Genomic DNA, 18,332 nt, shown 5'->3' on the forward strand with positions numbered 1-18,332 from the left:
TGGGTGGAATGGCTACGGTGCACCCGCCGCTTGGTCAGCTTTTTATATATGTACTGGCGCTGGTGGCCGTGGCGGTGCTGGCCGACAGCCTGGTCATCAGCCTGGAACGCGGCAATCGTCTGGCACTGCAAAGGGATGCAGAGGTCGTCAATCTCAACGCCTTGAACCGGGAAATTGTACAGCATATGGATGTGGGTGTTTTCGTGCTGGATCGGCAAAACCGCGTTATTCTCAGTAATCCCATTGCGCGGACGCTTTCGGGATACCGGCTATGGACTTCCGCACCTGTCGACCTCGATCTGGTGCAGCCGCGGCTGGCCACCGCGTTGCAACAACCAGCACAGGGTGACAGCGAGATGATGATCACCTTGGGCGGACGTGATCCAACCCTGCAGGATAGTGCACAGACCCTGCTGGTACGTAACATCGCTCTGCCCCGGAGTCCCTATCGTCTATTGCTGTTCCGTGACGCCTCAGCCTTGCGTGCCCGCGAACGGGAGGCCCAACTGGCGGCGCTGGGTCGTCTGGCGGCTAATATTGCCCATGAAATTCGTAACCCGCTCAGCGTGATTCGCCACGCCGGTAACTTGCTTGGTGAGCGCGTGGAAACCCCCGACTCGCGGCATCTTTTTGAGATACTGGAACGAGAGACGGTGCGCATCAATGCCATCGTCGAATCGGTACTGGAGATGGCCCGCCCCAGCCCGGCGCATTCCGAGCCCATCCCGTTGGCAAATTGGTTGCCGGTGCTCATCGCCGAGTTGCAGGCCGATCCGTTACTTGCATCTATGACGATCGTTATCTGGGAAATTTCCGCGCAGCTCCGGGTTTATGCCGATCCTGCACAGCTCCGCCAGGTATTCTGGAATCTGCTGCATAACAGTGCGCAGTATGGGGTGGCAGAAGATGCGACGGTGCGGGTGGAAATCGAGACGGTGCGTACGGACAAGGAAACTGTCATGGTGACATTGCGGGATTTTGGATCGGGCTTACAGCCGGAGGTGATGGAACGCATTTTTGAACCGTTTTTTACGACCAATTCACAGGGTACCGGGCTGGGCTTGTCTATGGTGCGCGAACTATTGCGCATCAATGGCGGTCACATTGATTGTGAAAATCATCCACAGGGAGGTGTGCTATTCCGGATTTTTCTCCCCTGCTGGTGTCTGGAGGGGGAGGAATGATGGCCGATTTTTCCGTATTGCCACCTGCCCTGATCGTGGATGATGAGCCGAATATCGTTGAATTGCTGGGCATTACGTTGCAAGGTATGGGAATCGCTGTCACCGGTGCCTATTCCCTCGCAGAGGCCTTCGCCCGCCTCGCCGAAGGTGCCCCCTCTTTATGCTTGAGCGATCTGCGTTTGCCGGATGGTTCGGGTATCGATCTGGTACGTCGTCTACACGCGTTGCATCCGCGAGTACCGGTCGCCGTGATTACGGCCTACTCTTCCGCCGATGGAGCCGTCGAGGCGATGCAGGCAGGGGCCTTTGATTACATGGCTAAGCCCATCGAACTTACGCGTCTGCGGCGACTGATATCGCAAGCCGTTGATCTCGCTCGCCTGTCACCGATGGGTTCGGACGGTACGCAAAGGTTGGTGGGCGATTCCCCGGTCATGCGGCGCTTGCGCGACGATATCCGCCGTGTCGCGCGAAGTAACGCGCCGGTACATATTACCGGTGAGTCTGGTACGGGTAAGGAGTTGGCAGCGCGTGCGATACACGCCTCGGGGGTCCGTCACGACAAGCCTTTCGTGGCCGTCAACTGCGGCGCCATTCCCGATGGACTGGTAGAAAGCGAGCTCTTTGGTGCCGAAAAGGGGGCTTACTCCGGTGCTGTACAGCGCCGCGAGGGGCTCTTTGTGGCGGCCAATGGCGGTACCATTTTCCTGGATGAGGTCGGTGAGCTACCGATGATGGTGCAGGTTAAGCTCCTGCGCGCCATTCAGGAGCGCAGCATTCGTCCATTGGGCGCATCGCGGGAAATTCCCCTGGATCTGCGTTTCATCTCCGCAACCCACCGTGATTTGCAAGAGATGGTTGTTGCCGGTAGCTTTCGTCGGGATCTCCTGTATCGATTGGATGTCGTGCGACTCCATATGCCTCCCTTGCGTGAGCATCCGGAGGACATTCCTCAGTTGGCAGAGGTGATTCTGCAGCGTATCGGGGGCGCGCAGCCTGGTGTGCCGACGCGGCTGTCTGCGGAGACTCTTGCGCGACTGGGTGGTTACGCCTTCCCCGGCAATGTCCGCGAACTGGAAAATTTGCTGGAGCGCCGTATCGCTTTACAGCGGGACGATATTCTACCTGAAGAAGAACTTACGTCCTCTGGCCGCGTGGCGCCAGAAAACGGTGTGCTTGCCGCTGTATCGGCAAGCGCTGCCGCGGCTGGTTTAGACACGGCCGAAGCAGCATTACTGCGCCAGATGCTGGGGCAGGCCGGGGGAGACCGACATCATGCCGCAGATCTGCTGGGTGTCAGTGTGCAGTCTCTGGAACTGAGACTCAGCAGATTGTCTCTGGAAGAAATCGCATGACACAGGGTGCAATGAGTGTGGCCTATCTCTTAATCGCTCTGCTCGGTCTGCTCATCGGCAGTTTCCTGAATGTGGTGGTACATCGGGTGCCTCGCCACGAATCCATCATTCATCCCGCGTCGCACTGCCCGCACTGCGGCCATCTGCTGCGGCCCTGGGAAAATATCCCGGTCCTGAGCTGGATCTTGTTGCGTGGCCGCTGCCATGATTGTGGCCGCTCCGTTGCCTGGCGGTATCCGGCGCTGGAACTCCTGACCGGCCTGCTCAGTCTGGTGGTCGCCGGGCAACTGGGCCTCACCTGGCAGCTGATCCCGGCTTTGGTGTTCACCTGGATACTGTTGGCGCTGACCATGATTGATCTGGAGACGCAGCTGTTGCCTGATCGCATTACCAAACCGGGATTGCTGATTGGGTTACTGCTGAATGGATCGGCACTTTTATGGCCGGGGATAGGGCTGGTAACGCCCCTGGATGCGTTGCTCGGTGTCTTTATTGGCTATGGCAGCCTGTGGCTGCTGGCCACGATATATTATCGGGCGACCGGACGGCACGGAATGGGCGGCGGCGACCTGAAATTGCTCGGTATGATCGGTGCTTGGCTGGGCTGGCAGGCGGTCTTTTTGACCTTGTTTATTGCGGCGCTGAGTGGTGGGTTGGTCGCTCTGGGCTTTCTGCTGCGCGGCAAGGGCCGGGACTATGCCATGCCCTTTGGTCCTTATCTGGCACTGGGGGGCTGGCTCTTGCTGTTGTGGCCACAAGCCATCCTCTCCGGCTATCTACACTTGCTGGGTTCCTGAATGGCACTGCGGATTGGCCTGACAGGAGGGGTGGCCTGCGGTAAAAGCACGGTCGCCGAGATGTTCAAGGCGGTGGGCGCCCAGGTGCTGGATGCTGATGCCATCGCCCGCGAGCTGGTGGTGCCGGGCAGTCCGGCCCTGCAAGCCATTATCGCCCATTTTGGCCCGACTTTTCTAGACGAGGATGGTGGCCTCGATCGCGCCGCATTGCGTGCACGGATTTTTAGTGACCCGGCGGCGAAAGTTTGGCTGGAAGCCCTTCTCCATCCACTTATTCGTGCATCCTTTATAGCTGCCAGCGATGCACTGAGTCGACGACATCCGCAAACTCTGCTGGTTTGGGTAGTGCCGTTGCTGGTCGAAAATGGTTATCGCCCATTGCTGGATCAAATCCTGGTCGTCGATTGTCCACGATCCCAGCAAATGAGACGCCTGCGTGCTCGTCCCGGCTGGACAGAGGACCAAATTTCTGCGGTTTTGGCGGCGCAATGTGATCGTGCTACGCGTAACGCCGCCGCCGACTGGATTATTTCCAATGAAGGGTCGCTGGCTGAGTTGCAAACTCAGGTTGCCCTCTATCTTCGTCATTTGCGGGGAACCTAACGATTTGCTTAAGGAAAGCACCTGTGGCAACCTGTGGGGCACTGCCCGGAAGTGGGGCGCTGTTTCGTGGCACCGTGGTTTCGTGCAGCGGCGGTGACTCTTGAATGAGGTATGGCATGGCCGTTTATGAACACCCACTCCATGAACGCGCACGCCTTTTGTTGCGTTTGGAGAGCGTCTTTGCGCAGGTGCGGCAGGAAGTGGCGGACACAAGCGGTCTGCGCGATGCCCTGCGTCCTTTCAATGAGCTGCTTGATTTTTGCAGTCGCCCGGAGTTGCGCCTTGATGTCATTCTGGAACTGGAGCGGCTTGGGCAGAGCCTCGCTGTCTGGGCGCACAGCCCTGAGATCGACGAGGTCCCTTTGCGCGCCTGGCAATTTCGCATAGATCAACAGCTCAAAGTGCTGCGCGAGCACCGTGAACCTTTCGGCCAATTGTTGCGCCATCAGGAAATCATCCAACTCGCGCGCGGTCGATTGGGTGTGGCCGGGGGCCTTGCGGACTGTGATCTGCCCATCCTGGCATTCTGGAACCAGCAAGCCCCCGCGCGTATTCACGGTTTGCTGAATGGCTGGCAGAACAGCTTGGAAATTTTACAGAATAGCACTGATCTGATCCTCGCCTTATTGCGTGACTCCTGCACATGGTTGACTGTGGAAGCCCCGGAGGGGCGTTATGGCGCCCCTTTGGATGCTCGCCGTCCGCCCTCTTTGATTCGCCTGGAGTTGACCGATCAAGTCGATTATTATCCGAAAATCAGTGGGGGTATTCATCGCTTTCATATTCAATTACTGCAATGGTTGGACCAGGGAACGGCGCGCGCGGTAGAATCCACGGTAAAATTCAAACTTGGCCTCAGCGCTCTCTAGACGATCAATCATCTTCCAGTAAAGGACCGTACCATGCATATCGGCACCACCCTCAGTCAATTTATTATTGAAGAAACGCGCCTCTATCCCGGCGCCTCTGGCGACTTCGCCGGCCTGCTCAACGATCTCACTATTTCCTGCAAATTTATTGGTGCGCAGGTGTATCGTGGTGCTTTGGTGGGAGCGTTGGGTAGTGCGGGGACGGATAACGTGCAGGGTGAAGTCCAGAAAAAGCTGGATATCATCTCCAACGAAGCCATCCTCAAGTCCATGGATTGGACTGGTCATCTCGCCGGCATGGCCTCTGAGGAGATGGATGACCCTTACGCCATCCCCCAAAATGTGCCACGCGGAAAGTATCTATTACTTTTTGATCCATTGGATGGTTCCAGCAATACCGACGTCGGTATCAGCGTCGGGACCATTTTCAGCATCCTCAAGGCACCAGTGGCCGGGCGTGACGCGGAGCTCGCCGATTTCCTCCAGCCCGGTGTGGAGCAGGTCTGTGCGGGCTACGCCCTTTATGGCTCCAGCAATATGCTGGTGTACAGCACCGGCTACGGGGTCAATGGCTTTACCCTCGATCCATCCATCGGTGAGTATATATTGACCCACAGCCAGATGCGCATTCCCGAGGACACCAGCGAATATGCGATCAATATGAGCAACCGCCGTCATTGGCAGAAACCGGTGCAACGTTATATCGACGAACTCAATCAGGGTACGGATGGGCCCCGTCAGCGCAATTTCAATATGCGCTGGGTTGGCTCCATGGTTGCGGACGTGCATCGCATTCTGTGTCGTGGCGGCATTTTCCTGTATCCCTTTGATCAGCGTGATCCGAAAAAGCCCGGCAAGCTGCGCCTGCTCTACGAGGCCAATCCCATGTCCTATCTGGTAGAACAGGCGGGCGGTGCGGCCAGCACTGGTACGACGCGGATCCTGGACATCGCCCCCCAAGGCTTGCACGCGCGTGTCCCCGTTATCCTGGGTGCCAAGAATGAAGTGGAGCGAGTGGTCGCATATCATCGTGACTCATTTTGAAGACCACGAGGTCGACGCAATTTGGTTAGAGCAACTCCAGTTGTCCATAGGTTCAAGCATTGTGACGTTGAGAAAATGCCCGGGGGCTCTATGAGAAAATTTCATCAGTTCAAAAACACCACTAAAACGAACAAAGCGTTCATAGCGTTATTAACGGTTGTGATCAGCCTCGCGTTTCCGGTAGCGGTGTACGCCAATGGCGTGCCCTTGAAACGCGAAGCCCAACATGTCGGGCGCGCGGTTGGTTCCACTGCACATCGAATCGGCCAGGTCGGGAAAGAGATTGGAGTTGGGATTGCGAAAAGTGCAGTCGATGTTGGGCATGCGGCAAAGGCCGGAGCGATCGAATTTTGGAGCGCCCTGCGGGGGCGCGATACGGCGAATAATCGTTCGTTGCCCCCTCCCCAATGATAAAGAACCAGGCTGGGTCATTGCCGCTTTCTGAAATAACGGCGTTGTAACGTGCCAAGATGATACGCCTCCCCCATTTTTTGGGCGATTTTTTAAGGAGAAAAGGTGTGGGAGTTCTTCTTGATAAAGGCGCGGCATTGACGGCGACGAGGAATTATGACTCCAGTATCTTGCGTGCTATTTGGAAAGGCGCACTTTTTCTGTCCGTCTTGATCGGCTATCAACTGCTCACCTATGTGGATATTTTTGCAAGGAATCCGAATGTCTTAGTAGTGCTTTCGGCATTCACACCCATTATGATTGCCTTATTTCTGGCATCTCGGTGTGCGCGCTTCAAGGCGTTATGGATTATGCCGACCGCTATTTCTGGCGTAATAATATGGCGTAATAGCGCGACTATTGCGCACTATATTGGCTGGATATGTATGGTGCAGCGGAGTGCGCTGTTTATGCTGTTGGCATTTGTTTTTGGGCTCACCTTGCGCTCCGGCCGTCTACCGCTCGTCTCGCGGATTGCAGAGATGGTGCATGGTCCACTGAATGCACGACTGGCGCGCTATACGCGCCAGGTGACGGTGGCATGGACGCTATTCTTTGCGGCACTGGCAATTTTATTGTTTTTGATATTTTTTATCCTTGGTCAGCATGTATGGGTATTGATTTCCGGTGCGGCTAGCACTGCATTGATTGCATTAATGTTTGTCATTGAGTACGCTGTTCGCTGCCGTAGAATCCCCAGCAGCGAGCGGAGCAGTATGGGGGCTGGCATCCGGGCTTACTTTGCCGACAGAAAAGCTGTTGCCATTATAAAATCGGATTCATCGTTCTGAATTTATGATATTTACTTTTTGAACAGGGGGTTTTTCTAGGTATGAATTATCTCCCGATGATGACGCATCAATCACTGGATGATGTCGTGGCCATTCGACAAGGCCGAGGCGTCACCCTGCGACAATTCCTGGCTGACGTGAACCATATCCGACAGTTACTCCGGCCCGGACAGCATTTGCTGAACACCTGTCAGGATCGTTACCATTTCATGGTTGGCCTCGCGGCGGCCATGGTTGCCGGAAAAACCAGCTTGCTGCCTTCCACGTACACCACCGAAAGCGTTAAAAAAATAGTCGATTTCGCGCCAGACCTGTTTTGCATCGGCGATGATGGGAATGATATGGGCTTTCCGTACTTGGCGTTTCCGATTGCTCTGCCAGATGCGCCCGTCGATAGTTCACCCACCATTCCGCGTCTGGATGAATCGCTCCCGGTGGCTTACGTGTTTACATCGGGGTCGACCGGAATACCCGTCCCTCACCTTAAAACATGGGGAGATCTTGTGCACTCGGTGCGGGCGGAGGCTCAGCGTCTGGGATTGCTCGATGGCCGCACCTACACGGTGGTAGGTACCGTTCCACCACAGCATATGTATGGCTTCGAATCTACCATTCTTATGGTGTGGCAATGTGCTGGTATAATCGCCACCGAGCGCTATTTCTATCCAGCGGATATCTATGCAGGGATTTCCTCGGTAGCGCGCCCGCGCGTTTTGATCAGTACTCCTGTTCACCTTCGTTCCATGCTCGCTACCGATATGCCATTGCCAAGTGTGGATTTGTTGCTTTCTGCTACGGCACCACTAACTCGGGATCTCGCGGCAAACGCAGAAGCCCGCTTTTGCAGCGAACTGCTCGAAATTTATGGCTCTACGGAAACTGGCGTAGTGGCAACGAGGCGCACTAGCCAAACGAAGGAATGGCATTTGCTCCCGGAATTGTCGTGGATGACGAAGGGTGATCGGATTAGGATACAGGGTGGGCATTTGCAGCAGGCGATGGCGGTTGGCGACGCTATAGAAATAGTGGATGAGCAACATTTTCTGTTATACGGTCGTACGGAAGATCTCGTAAATATAGCAGGAAAACGTAGTTCTATTTCACATTTAAATCATCAGCTCACATCTGTCTCTGGAGTTTTGGATGGGGTATTTTTTATGCCCGATGAAAGTGGTGATGGGCGAGTGACACGTTTGGTGGCATTTGCCGTGGCCCCGGACTTGGATGCGGAAATAATAATTGAGCGGCTCAAGCAGTGTGTGGATCCCGCGTTTATTCCTCGCCCGCTAAAGATCGTGGATAGCCTGCCTAGGAACACTACCGGTAAGATCTCACGAGAAGCCTTAAAAGCAATGGTCGGGGCCTTGATTGGTAACGAGGAGCGTTCGTCTGAAATATTATGACCATAGCTTTATCATTCCGGTTGGGCATCCGGTATTCGCTGGCCACTTTCCGGGAAATCCGGTTGTGCCCGCCGCCTTGCTTCTGGACGAGGCCATTTGTGCTATAGCCGCAGCGGGGGATTTGCCGATAAATGATTGCAGTATTAGCTCGGCGAAATTCTACAGCCCGGTGGCACCTGGTGAATTGCTGAATCTTCGCGTGGTCGTGGCGGATGCTATGCCCATGACCTTTGAAGTCCATGCGGGCGCCCGTCTGATCGCATCCGGTGACTTCTCCGGGCATGTTTGGGAGCGACTCTGATAATGGTTCACCGGTTCAGCACTGTTCGACAATCGCCTGATAGCGAGTGGTTTAGTCGCCCCGAGCGGGGCAGCCGATTTATGCTGCATCTGATGATCTGGATTTCAAAAAAGTTGGGAAGGACGGCTGCTCGTGTGGTCTTATACTTGATTGCGGGCTATTTTTTGCTTTTTGCGCCCTCTGCGCGGGTTGCTTCCCGGGCTTACCTTACCCGCGTTCTCGGGCGCCGCGCCGATGCCAGAGATATCTATCGTCATTTCCTGACATTTGCGACGACGATTCACGATAGAGTGTATCTGCTCAGTAACGATGATTCACCGTTTACTGTCCAGTTGCATTTGTCCAAGGACGTGGAGCCGGCGATTGCCGACATGCGTGGAGCCCTATTGGTGGGTGCGCACCTGGGCAGTTTTGAGGTATTGCGGTCTGTCGGACTGAAGTATCCTGGAGTGCCGGTGGTGATGGTCATGTATGAGGATAATGCAAAAAAGCTCAATACCACGCTGGCGAGTATGAAAAGCGGAGAACGGCCTAATATTATCCCGCTAGGCCGCTGGGACACGATGCTGCGTGTTCAGGAGCAATTGGAAAGGGGTGCGTTGGTCGGTTTCCTCGGTGACCGGTCTGTAGGGACAGAGAAAAAACGGATCATCCCTTTCCTCGGAGAGCCCGCCGCATGGCCGATCGGCATTTTTCGTATTGCGGCGCTGCTCAATCGGCCTTTGTATTTTATGGCCGGTCTTTATACGGATCCAGGGTGCTATGAAATTTTCATAACGCAGATTGCCGATTTCTCTTCTGTAGAGAAAGCGGATCAGGATAAGGCTATTCAGGATGCGATATTGAAATATGTCAATGAGGTTGAAAAACATTGCCATATGGCTCCTTATAATTGGTTTAACTTTTATGATTTCTGGGGAAAAAATAATAATATTAAAATGAAAAAGGATTATGTGAAATGAATGCCAAGCGCGATCAACTGGAGTCCCATGCCGCGATCACCGCGTCCGGTATTCACCGGTTATTTATCAGATTTACAGTGCTTCGGCGAATCTTCTATCTGCCCAGAAAATATGTCATTGGTACCGTGCTCGCGTTTTTCCTCGGGGGCTCCGTGATAACACAAACGGCCTGCGCGACAGACTGGAACATAACAGAATTAATGCATGCGTTGGCGCAAGTGAAGTCTAGCCATGCCTCTTTTGTAGAGACAAAATATATTGGCTTTCTGGATAAGCCAATACAATCATCTGGCAATATGCGCTTTGTGGCACCGGATACGCTGGAGATGCATACTGTCAAACCCAGCGATCAGATGATGCTGGTGCAAGGAAACATTCTCACTATGGGTAAATATATTATTCAATTGGACGATCACCCAGAATTACTCGCCTTCGTCGACAGCATTCGCGGAGTGTTGACTGGAAATATGGGGTTATTAGAAACGCATTTTATGCTTTCGCTTAAAGGCAACAGAAATAGCTGGACGTTAATTCTGATACCGAAGCAAAATGAGTTTGCAAAACAGATTAAGCATATCACCATTGGCGGTATGGGGCACATGGTACGCAGTATTGAGATTGTAAAGGAAAATCACGATTGGTCGCTTATTAGTATAAGAGACTCGTCTACTCCATGAGAAAATTCCGATGGCTGATTCTGGGCGTGTGGCTGGCGATACTGATCGGCGCCATTGGCGTAATAATCAATACAACATTTGAGTCCACGCTATCCGAATTTTTGCCAAAATCACCTAGTGCACAGCAGGTTCTGTTGAACGAGCAGTTGCGCAACGGTGTGCTCTCACGCAAGATTTTAGTGGAAATAAACGGCGGCGATGCTGCTACAAGGGCGCGTATTTCCGCGCAAATGGTTCTCGATCTCCGTAAGCACAAGCAATTTGAACTTGTGAGTAACGGGAATGCGGGCGTAAATTCCCAAATATATAGTTATTTGTTCACGCACCGCTATTTGTTGAGCGCAGCTACCAAGCCAGAGCTGTTTTCGGTAAAGGGTCTGCACGATGCGATAGAAAAGACACTCAATAACCTGGCTAGCCCCGGCGGTGAGGCAATGACAGCGCTTTTCCCGAGTGACCCTACTGGAGCCATGATTGGCATGGCCAAGGGGATAAGTGGGATGTCGAAACCACGAGTCCTGGATGGTGTGTGGGCATCGTCGACTGGAGATGGCGCATTGCTTTTGTTGCAGACGCGATTCCCGGGATCGGATAGCGACGCACAACAACAGGCGATAGCTACCATAAAAAAGATATTCAAGTTGGCGCAAAGGGATATGGGGAGTTCTGGCCAGAGTACCAGATTACAGTTGACTGGTGTGGGTGTGATTTCTGTGGCGGCACGCAATACGATCGTCCATGCCGCAGAGTCGATGTCGCTGATAAGTGGCACATTAATTATTATGCTGCTTTTGTTTGTATACCGGTCTCTGGTGGTGCTTGTATACAGCCTTGTGCCCGTGATGTCTGGCGTTATCGTTGGTATCGCGGCGGTGTCTTTAGGTTTTGGGATGGTTTATGATATCACTTTGGGATTCGGCACGGCACTGATCGGGGAAGCGGTGGATTATTCAATCTATTTCTTCGTGCAGACCGGGGAAATGGCTACCGGCGCTGAATTATGGAAAAAAAATTATTGGCCCATCATCAGGCTGGGTGTTTTTACCTCAGTGGTCGGTTTTGCCAGTCTGCTGTTTTCTAATCTGCCAGGGCTCGCTCAGCTTGGCCTCTATGCCATTACTGGCCTACTCACCGCCGCAGGTGTTACCCGCTTGGTATTGTCAAGATTGCCTGCGCATCATTTTAAACGGCGCGATTTCGAGCGGGTGGGTGATATTCTTCTCGACGTTATGCGTATGCTGTCGTCCGCAAGATGGGTCGTTATTTCATTGGCGGTCATTGCGAGTGGCATTTTGCTTGTCCATCGCGATCATATCTGGAGTCACGAACTGTCGGCGCTTAGTCCAGTTCCTAAAGCCGATCAGTTACTCTATGCGAAGTTGCGTAAGGATATGGGGATACCTGATGAGGGATATCTGCTGCTTGTCTCCGGAGCAACCCGTAACCTGGCTCTGGAAAATGCCAGTAAAATTGACCCGCTATTAGAACGGCTCCAGGTCTCTGGAATTATTGGCGGCTTTGAAACACCTACTCGTTTTTTGCCGGGCATGGAATCCCAGGTGGAGCGGAGATCGGCTTTGCCTTCGGAACCTGTTCTGACCACACGTTTGGAAGCGGCGGTGCGCGGATTGCCGGTGTCAGCATCACGGCTCTCCCCATTTGTCCAAGCGGTGGAGCGGGAGCGGAAGCTGCCGCTACTGACTTATGCTGAGCTGCCAGCGGGTGTTCAGCAGATTGTCGACGGTATGCTTGTGCATCATGGCCAGGAGTGGAGCGTGTTGTTACCAATTATGGCGCCATCATCCGGTAAGATTGACTCTACGGCAGTGCAAGCCGCAATGATGCATCATCATGTTGGTGATGCTATTTTTGTTGATATTTCTGGCGCCACCAATACGCTTTATTCGGGGTATATCAGGAATGCGCTCAAGCTTTCTTTGGCCGGTGTTTTAGGTATTATCATTTTATTGTTAGCGGTCTTCCGATCCGTGACACGTGTTGTTCGAATCATGTTACCATTAATTGCTGCGGTACTTGTGGTGGTGGCTGCATTTGTGGTGATGGGTGTCGAGTTGAATATTATGAATCTCATTGGACTGATGTTGATAGTTGCCGTAGGGTCTAACTACGCACTATTCTTTGATCGTGGTGGGCAGATGAATAGGGAAGGCTCGTCACGTACTTTATTATCCTTGGTTGTTGCCAATATGGCCACGGTTATCGGTTTTGCGCCGCTGGCCTTCTCCGGAGTCCCAGTCCTTCAGGCAATTGGTGCCACTGTTGCTCCCGGCGTGATACTGGCGCTTTTATTTTCTGCCAGCTTGGTTGAGCGCAGAGGTTTATTGTAGAGCGAGCGTTGTGCTTAGCCGGGTTGATGGTTTTGTACGTAATTACTGAGGTTTCTTAAGCAGCTGAATATCTCTGTTTTATTGGCCCCTTCGCCAGACAGCATCACCCCGTATTTCTTGGTGATTACCATAGACAGCTCCAGGAGGTCGATAGAATCCAAGCCCAATGGGCCGCCATAGAGTGGGGCCTCAGGATCTACCTGCAGGGGGTCCCCTGGCAGGTTCAAGGATTTTATAATTAAACGGCTTAGGTCTGCTTCTTCTGGGGTAAGGGCCATTCTTTAATGTCTCCATTTTGACTGTCGTTGTACGTCAGATCCCGCTGGTCCGCCAATAGTGCGCGTGGCTTTAATCCGCTCTGCGCGCGTTGTCAGGAGTGCACCGTTTTCTCATTTCCGCCGGTGCTCCCTCGTCGAGCGTAGCCTTGGGATTGTAACCCAGAATCAGGTGTCGTCCAGCATCCTCTGTGGCGGGGTTTGCCAGAGAAGATGGCATCGGGAGGCGTGTGGTCAGCAGGTTCCGGTTGACTTTTAGCTGCTTCACCCTCACAATGATTTTTCAATATCACATTGATTTATAATATATATGTCCATTCTGATGATTTCTGGCGTGACCGCTACAAGTTGCATTGGCCGTGGTCTGGAGCAGACCTTGGCCGCATTGCATGGTCGGCGGGGTGGGCTTGCGCCTTGTGTATTCCGCGACATGGTCGTCGACACTTGGGTCGGTGAGGTGGCTGGCGTGGATGACGAAAAAATGGATGCGGATCTGCGCGATTTCAATTGTCGTAACAACCGCTTGGCCCAGCTCGCACTTTCTCAGGATGGTTTTACGGATGCTGTTGAGGTGGCCGTCGGTCGCTGGGGGCGACGACGCGTGGGTGTTTTCCTGGGAACGAGCACTGCCGGTATGTTGCGTACCGAGTGGGCGTTTCGACATCGTGACGCAGTGAATGGCCAGCTACCGGCAGAATTCGTATATGCCGGTACCCATAGTCCTTATTCCCTTACGGAATTTGTCCGGCGTAAGCTTGGTCTTGCAGGGCCTGCTGTGGCTGTCTCGTCGGCGTGTTCTTCCAGTGCGAAGGTCTTCGCCTCCGCCCAGCGGATGATAGATTGTGGTTTGATTGATGCGGCGGTGGTGGGCGGTGTGGATTCATTATGCGCGACGACACTCTATGGTTTTGAGTCCCTGGGTCTTTTGGCCAAAGAGCCGTGTCGACCGTTTAACGTTGATCGTGCGGGCATTTCTATTGGGGAGGCGGCCGCGTATATGCTTGTGGAGAGAGTGACCGGTCCTCAGGATCGCGAAGCCGTCTGGTTGTTGGGTGTCGGCGAGTCGAGCGATGCCTATCATATGTCCTCACCACATCCGGAGGGTCTGGGCGCGCGCTTGGCCATGGAGCGCGCGCTAGTCTCCGCAGGATTGGGCCCTGAACATATTGATTATATTAATCTGCACGGTACTGGCACCGTGGCGAATGATGCGGCAGAGGCAATCGCTATAGCGAATGTCTTCGGTACCGCAACACCTTGCAGCTCGACAAAGGGGGCTACGGGCCATACATTGGGCGCCGCAGGTGCTTTGGAAGCGGCCATATGCGTATTGTCCATTCAAAACGGCTTTATGCCGTCGGGCCCATATACCGGACCGCGGGATCATGCGATGGAAATTAATTATATTTCACAAAATCAGGGAGCTGCGATCTCCACGGTGTTGAGTAATTCATTCGGTTTTGGTGGTAGTAACTGTAGCCTGATTTTTGGCCGTCCCATTTAACGAACCGGGGTTTTGCTATGCATCCTGTGTATGTGGAAGGCATTGGTGTGTTGGGGCCGGGCATCCAAAACTGGCAAGAGGCCGTATATTTACTGAAGGGTGAAGATACCTATCTGCCCGGAAGGACGATATTGTCGTCGCCGGAATCCTTACCCCCGGCAGAACGACGCCGCGCCAGCAGAGGGGTCATGGCCGCACTGCAGGTGGGATATGCGGCCTGTGCCATGGCGGGTATCTTGCCTGCGGAGCCTGCATCGGTGTTTGCTTCTTCGGGGGGCGATGGAGATATCTGCAACGCCATTTGTTCTGCGATGGCCGCAGGCGACCATCTGATATCGCCCACCCAGTTTCACAATTCCGTGCATAACGCGATTTCTGGTTACTGGGGCATTGCGACGGGCGCGATGGCGCCATCGTCTGTGGTGAGCGCCTATGATGGGAGTTTTGCGGCTGGCCTGTTAGAAGCCGTGTCGCTGCTGCTGACGCTCCGTACCCCCGTGTTGCTGGTGGCCAGTGATCAGGACTATCCCTTCCCGCTATACGCCGCTCGCCCGGTACCCGATATTTTTGCGGTTGCGCTGTTATTGACGGTAACGCCGCAGCCCGGTAAAGCGTTGGTGCAGATCCGGATTCCTGGCGATATGCCCTTTGCCGAGCGGCCTGGGCAAGCGATGTCCGACGCGCAGCTTGACGATCTCTCCAGAGCCATCCCCGCGGCGCGTTGTCTGCCGCTGCTGCAATCCATCGCAAGGCGCGATAGCGGAAATATCGTATTGGAGTATTTACCTTCTCAATATCTGGTGCTTGAAGTGGCGCCGTGTCGATAGGTCGTCAGTGGATCTCTGATCACATTCCGCATAAAGGCAATATGCTCTTGCTGGATTGCGTAGAGCGCTGGGATGATGAACAGATTCTTTGTGTCGCGAGTAGCCATCGAAGCACAAGCAACCCATTGCGTGCGGGTGGACGGCTGGGTGCGATTTGCGGTGTCGAGTATGCGGCACAGGCCATGGCTGTACATGATGCATTGGTACGGACGAAAGAGGGTGGCGAGCCTCAAAGGAGCGGTGCTGGTTACCTCGCGAGTGTCCGCGAATTATGTATGGAAATAACGCGCCTCGACGACATCGAGGGCGATCTGGCGGTCAGCGCAACAAGGCTCGCGGCCCACAGCAGTTTGCTTTACGGCTTCGTTATTTCCACTGACCGACGTATGCTTGTTAAGGGTCGAATCATTATTTTCGTGGCGGCTCAACAGGAAGTCCCTTGATGTGTAAACGTGCCTTGGTGACGGGCGGGAGTGGTGGCATTGGTGCCGCTATCTGTCAAAGGCTGGCCGCAGATGGCTTTGACGTCATTATTCACACCCATCGCAACCTGGTAAAAGCTACCGCGTTGGCGGCGTCCATCAGAGACGCTGGCGGTCGCGCAGCGGTGTCCGCCTTTGATATCACCGACCGCGAGGCGACCACCCAGTCCGTGCAGGAATTGATTGCGTCGGGGCCGATACAGGTGTTGATCAATAATGCCGGAATCCACGATGATGCGGTGTTTCCAGGACTCAGTCCGCAGCAGTGGCAGGAGGTCATAGATGTTTCGTTGAACGGCTTTTTCCATGTTACGCAGGCCGTATTGATGCCCATGATCCGCACCCGCTGGGGGCGGATCATCAATATTACCTCCGTGGCGGCGCTTATGGGGAATCGCGGACAAGTAAATTACGCAGCAGCGAAAGGTGCGTTACATGCGGCGACTAAGTCGCTAGCGTTGGAAGTGGCTAGTCGGGGTATTACCGTCAACGCCGTCGCGCCCGGCATTATCGCCACGGAAATGAGTGAACGGGCTTTTGATGTCGCGCGTATCACCCAGATGGTACCCATGGGACGGGCGGGGCAACCGGCCGAGGTCGCTGATCTCGTAGCTTTCCTGGCCTCAGAAAAAGCGGCTTATATCAGCGGGCAGATTATATCTATCAATGGTGCCATGGTATGAATACGGACTTGGCGACCCAGCAATCCGAACGTCTCGTATTTTTTACCCTGGCACAACTCTGCATTATTATTCTGGCCGCGCGCATCGCGGGAAGCTTGGCTGCCAGGATAGCCCAGGCCACTGTTGTTGGAGAAATTATCGCAGGCATTCTGTTGGGCCCTTCATTGTTCGGCTGGATAATGCCGGTTCCTTTTCTTTGGATTTTCCATTCTACTCCGTCAGGGCCGTTAGATGTCCTTTCCCAGTTAGGTCTCATCTTGCTGATGTTTCAGGTCGGCCTGGAATTCGACTTTTCGCATCTTAAGAAAAAAGCCAATCGCCGTGTGGTGTTATGGATAGCGATGGCTAGCCTGTTGTTACCATTCGCTACGGGTTTGGGCGTGGGTTTCATGAGCGCGCCTCTGCTTTCTCCGGAAGCGAACCGCTGGGTTTCGGCGCTCTTTGTGGCTACCGCTTTTTCCATTACAGCTGTTCCTGTCCTCGGCCGCATTATGATGGAGCTGGGTATAACGAAATCCCGACTTGGGGTGATCGCCATCAGCGCTGCGGCGATAAATGACGTGGTGGGCTGGTTATTGCTCGCACTGGTAACGGCCCTGGCGCTTGCGCAATTTCAATTCCCTTTATTTTTGGCCAAGGTGTTTTTCGTTTTTCTTTTTGTCCTGGCATGGTTTTTCTTCGTTCGCCCACTCATGAAATGGGCGGTCCGCCACTTTAATGCCGGGCATGAGATATCTGCGACTTTTCTGGGGATTGTTTTGGTGAGCATATTCATCTCGGGTATGATTACCTCGGCATTAGGGATATTCACGATATTTGGTGGGTTTGTTATGGGCGTCATATTGTATGACGAAGCTGATTTTGCCAAGCTATGGCAAGCGCGTGTCGCTCCTTTCGTTTCAGTTTTTTTTCTGCCAATATTTTTTACATATACCGGTTTGCGAACCAATATTGCTGCGCTCGATGGCGTGTGGCCGTGGATTTGGTGTGGTTTAATATTGATATTGGCGACGATCTCCAAGTTTGCTGGCGTATATGCCGCCGCGCGGATTTCAGGATTAAATCATCATCAGGGGAAAATAATGGGGGTCATGATGAATACCAGAGCACTCATGGAGCTTGTGGTCATTAATGTGGGTTATGATATGGGGGCCATTTCGGAAAAAACTTTTACCATGCTGGTCATTATGGCCATTGTGAGCACCGTCGTCACCACGCCGTTGTTGCGGCGCTGGTTGCCTCATGCGCAAGAGCGACATGGGGAGGTCGTTGCTACTTGAAAATGCTGAACAGTGGGGGCATATGACAGCTAACGCTGGTGCTGTATCCGGCGCGCTAATAATATCGGCAGACGTATTATAAAGCCGAAAAATAAACGGGTATGCATCCAGGTCAACAGAATGTTGTCACGCAGGTAATGAAAATGAGAAATCCCGCCGTCGCTGGTCTCAAAATAACGCACGGGTGCCGGTAAATTGATAATACGGATTCCCATCCAGGACATTCGTACAGCGGCTTCGGGATCGAAATCGAAACGCCGCATCCAGCGCTGTTTGTGCATGAGGCGCTGCAGGGGGGCCCAAGGGATAAACGCGAAAGCCAAACAGGGAGTCGCCGATACCCCCGCCTAACGTTTCCAGGTTGGCCCACCAGTTAGATATCTTACGACCTTTTACCCGAAGAGCAGGGGCGCTGGCATCAAAAACCGGTACGCCGAGAATCATGGCGTCAGGGTTGTTGGCAGACGCCTGCATAAATGCGGGGACCTCCCCGGCGG

20 protein-coding genes are annotated in these 18,332 nt (G+C 53.7%); 18 read left to right on the forward strand and 2 right to left on the reverse strand.

The annotated features are described in order from the left end of the window. The 13 genes from HF921_RS02570 to HF921_RS02630 all read left to right on the forward strand — a co-directional run. Nucleotides 1-1,184 (forward strand): two-component system sensor histidine kinase NtrB (locus HF921_RS02570; protein WP_215893252.1); only part of this gene is annotated, 1,184 nt, incomplete at its 5' end. Beyond that, entirely contained in the window at nt 1,181-2,539 is a 1,359-nt protein-coding gene (locus tag HF921_RS02575; RefSeq protein WP_215892797.1) for a sigma-54-dependent transcriptional regulator, read from the forward strand. The genes HF921_RS02570 and HF921_RS02575, both read left to right, overlap by 4 nt. Further along, nucleotides 2,536-3,336 (forward strand): prepilin peptidase, encoded by an 801-nt coding sequence (locus tag HF921_RS02580; RefSeq protein ID WP_215892796.1) that lies wholly within the window; start codon nt 2,536-2,538, stop codon nt 3,334-3,336. Before HF921_RS02575 ends, HF921_RS02580 begins: the two co-directional genes overlap by 4 nt. Further along, nucleotides 3,337-3,939, forward strand: a complete 603-nt coding sequence (gene coaE / locus HF921_RS02585) for a dephospho-CoA kinase (RefSeq protein ID WP_064220378.1) — start codon at nt 3,337-3,339, stop codon at nt 3,937-3,939. It begins immediately after the preceding gene. Nucleotides 3,940-4,055: 116 nt separating this feature from the next. Next, nucleotides 4,056-4,808, forward strand: coding sequence for a cell division protein ZapD (locus HF921_RS02590; RefSeq protein ID WP_064220379.1), 753 nt, complete (start codon nt 4,056-4,058; stop codon nt 4,806-4,808). Between the two features lie 33 nt (nt 4,809-4,841). Further along, the gene (locus tag HF921_RS02595; RefSeq protein ID WP_064220380.1) at nt 4,842-5,852 is read left to right on the forward strand and encodes a class 1 fructose-bisphosphatase; all 1,011 of its coding nucleotides are present in this window, start codon (nt 4,842-4,844) and stop codon (nt 5,850-5,852) included. A 90-nt stretch (nt 5,853-5,942) separates the two neighbouring features. Next, entirely contained in the window at nt 5,943-6,263 is a 321-nt protein-coding gene (locus HF921_RS02600) for a hypothetical protein (RefSeq protein ID WP_215861725.1), read from the forward strand. A gap of 59 nt (nt 6,264-6,322) precedes the next feature. Further along, nucleotides 6,323-7,093 (forward strand): COG4648 family protein, encoded by a 771-nt coding sequence (locus tag HF921_RS02605; protein WP_215892795.1) that lies wholly within the window; start codon nt 6,323-6,325, stop codon nt 7,091-7,093. A gap of 41 nt (nt 7,094-7,134) precedes the next feature. Next, nucleotides 7,135-8,496 (forward strand): AMP-binding protein, encoded by a 1,362-nt coding sequence (locus tag HF921_RS02610; protein ID WP_215892794.1) that lies wholly within the window; start codon nt 7,135-7,137, stop codon nt 8,494-8,496. Then, nucleotides 8,462-8,797, forward strand: a complete 336-nt coding sequence (locus HF921_RS02615) for a hypothetical protein (protein ID WP_215861722.1) — start codon at nt 8,462-8,464, stop codon at nt 8,795-8,797. Before HF921_RS02610 ends, HF921_RS02615 begins: the two co-directional genes overlap by 35 nt. Before the next feature lie 2 nt (nt 8,798-8,799). Next, nucleotides 8,800-9,759, forward strand: a complete 960-nt coding sequence (locus HF921_RS02620; RefSeq protein WP_215893253.1) for an LpxL/LpxP family acyltransferase — start codon at nt 8,800-8,802, stop codon at nt 9,757-9,759. Next, nucleotides 9,756-10,436, forward strand: coding sequence for a LolA family protein (locus HF921_RS02625; protein ID WP_215861720.1), 681 nt, complete (start codon nt 9,756-9,758; stop codon nt 10,434-10,436). The genes HF921_RS02620 and HF921_RS02625 overlap by 4 nt, the downstream gene beginning before the upstream one ends. Further along, complete coding sequence (locus HF921_RS02630; protein ID WP_215893254.1) at nt 10,433-12,784, forward strand: MMPL family transporter; 2,352 nt, start codon at nt 10,433-10,435, stop codon at nt 12,782-12,784. Before HF921_RS02625 ends, HF921_RS02630 begins: the two co-directional genes overlap by 4 nt. A 14-nt stretch (nt 12,785-12,798) precedes the next feature. Here HF921_RS02630 and HF921_RS02635 read toward each other — a convergent pair whose 3' ends face one another. Then, a complete protein-coding gene (locus tag HF921_RS02635) occupies nt 12,799-13,062 on the reverse strand; it encodes a phosphopantetheine-binding protein (protein WP_064220388.1) in 264 nt (87 codons plus the stop codon). Between the two features lie 319 nt (nt 13,063-13,381). Here HF921_RS02635 and HF921_RS02640 point away from each other — a divergent pair, with 319 nt between their 5' ends. From HF921_RS02640 to HF921_RS02660, 5 genes are read left to right on the forward strand one after another with little or no spacing between them, the layout of a single operon-like run. Beyond that, nucleotides 13,382-14,563: a beta-ketoacyl-[acyl-carrier-protein] synthase family protein gene (locus tag HF921_RS02640; protein ID WP_226834296.1), complete on the forward strand. Its 1,182-nt coding sequence runs from the start codon at nt 13,382-13,384 to the stop codon at nt 14,561-14,563. A gap of 17 nt (nt 14,564-14,580) precedes the next feature. Continuing rightward, on the forward strand, nt 14,581-15,390 hold the full coding sequence (locus tag HF921_RS02645; RefSeq protein WP_215892789.1) for a beta-ketoacyl synthase chain length factor: 810 nt from the start codon (nt 14,581-14,583) through the stop codon (nt 15,388-15,390). Further along, the gene (locus HF921_RS02650) at nt 15,381-15,833 is read left to right on the forward strand and encodes a 3-hydroxylacyl-ACP dehydratase (protein ID WP_215893255.1); all 453 of its coding nucleotides are present in this window, start codon (nt 15,381-15,383) and stop codon (nt 15,831-15,833) included. Before HF921_RS02645 ends, HF921_RS02650 begins: the two co-directional genes overlap by 10 nt. Beyond that, nucleotides 15,833-16,555, forward strand: coding sequence for a 3-oxoacyl-ACP reductase FabG (fabG, locus tag HF921_RS02655; RefSeq protein ID WP_215892787.1), 723 nt, complete (start codon nt 15,833-15,835; stop codon nt 16,553-16,555). The genes HF921_RS02650 and fabG overlap by 1 nt, the downstream gene beginning before the upstream one ends. Next, the gene (locus tag HF921_RS02660) at nt 16,552-17,835 is read left to right on the forward strand and encodes a cation:proton antiporter (protein ID WP_064220393.1); all 1,284 of its coding nucleotides are present in this window, start codon (nt 16,552-16,554) and stop codon (nt 17,833-17,835) included. Before fabG ends, HF921_RS02660 begins: the two co-directional genes overlap by 4 nt. Before the next feature lie 29 nt (nt 17,836-17,864). Here HF921_RS02660 and HF921_RS13285 read toward each other — a convergent pair whose 3' ends face one another. Beyond that, nucleotides 17,865-18,116 (reverse strand): hypothetical protein, encoded by a 252-nt coding sequence (locus tag HF921_RS13285; protein ID WP_226834295.1) that lies wholly within the window; start codon nt 18,114-18,116, stop codon nt 17,865-17,867. Nucleotides 18,117-18,332: the final 216 nt, after the last annotated feature.

It is taken from the genome of Acidithiobacillus ferriphilus, assembly GCF_018854775.1.
GTDB lineage: Bacteria > Pseudomonadota > Gammaproteobacteria > Acidithiobacillales > Acidithiobacillaceae > Acidithiobacillus > Acidithiobacillus ferriphilus.